This window comes from Spirulina sp. CCY15215 (assembly GCF_016888125.1).
Classification (GTDB): Bacteria; Cyanobacteriota; Cyanobacteriia; order Cyanobacteriales; family Spirulinaceae; genus CCY15215.
Genome location: NZ_JACSWA010000487.1, coordinates 1 through 1,045, shown reverse-complemented (window position 1 = coordinate 1,045; position 1,045 = coordinate 1). Strand labels below are relative to the sequence as shown.

At 40.5% G+C, this 1,045-nt stretch carries 1 protein-coding gene; it reads left to right on the top strand.

Features of this window, described 5'->3' with window-relative positions; translation table 11 throughout:
• Positions 1-1,045, top strand: a 1,045-nt coding sequence (locus JUI58_RS16340; protein WP_348539907.1) for a transposase, incomplete at both ends; no start/stop codon positions are given.

The window sequence follows — 1,045 nt, the reverse complement described above, 5'->3', positions numbered from 1 at the left end:
TTAACAGAGGCTAAGAAAACAAACCCGTGGTTAAAATCTGTGAATGCTCAAGTCTTGCAACAGATGCTCAAAAGATTAGACAAAGCATTTACAGATAGGAAATCAAAAAAACTCGGTTTTCCTCGTTTTAAGAATCAGTATAGGATGCGTTCTTTTGTGTATCCTCAAATGCTGAAAGACTGTGTGCAGGAAAACCAGATTAAACTGCCTCAATTGGGATGGATTAAATTTAGGAAATCGAGAGATATTCCCGATGGTTTTACGATTAAACAAGCGAGAATCATCAAGAAAGCATCAGGATACTTTATCCTGCTCTCTTTACAGTTAAATATAAATATTCCAGATGTCCCATTTCACGGTCATGCCATAGGAATAGATTTAGGATTGGACAAATTTCTGGCAACTTCTGATAGAGAACTGGTCGAAAGACCCCATTTTTTGAACCAACTACATAGCAAGCTGAAATCGCTGCAACGTAGGTTAAGGAATAAAAAGAAAGGGTCTAATAATCGACACAAATTAAACCAGAAAATAGCGAGATTACACCAAAAAATTTCTGATACTCGTAAAGATTGGCAATTTAAACTGGCACATTCCCTTTGTGACCAAGCACAGTCAATATTTTTTGAATCCCCCCTAACCCCCCTTAATAAGGGGGGAACTAAAGGGGGGATTTGGGCAAAAGGAATGTTGTCTAAACATTGCCTAGATGCTGCTTTTGGTCAATTTATTACAATTCTCAAATGGGTAGCGTGGAAACGGGATGTTTTTGTCGCGGAAGTTGACAAGAATTACACCTCGCTGTCTTGGTGCGCGTTCCCTAGGCGAATTCGATTCGCCGGGGTCGCACCGCAAATTTGTCCAAAATGTGATTTTCACACCGGAAAAAAATTGCTTTCCGAACGAGAACATAATTGCCCGGAGTGTGGATACAAAACCCATCGGGATATAGCAGCAGCAGAAGTTATCAGAGATAGAGGAATCAAAAATGCGCTAGGGCATAGCGTATCGGAAAATGCTTGTGGAGATGATCTGACGGGGGCTT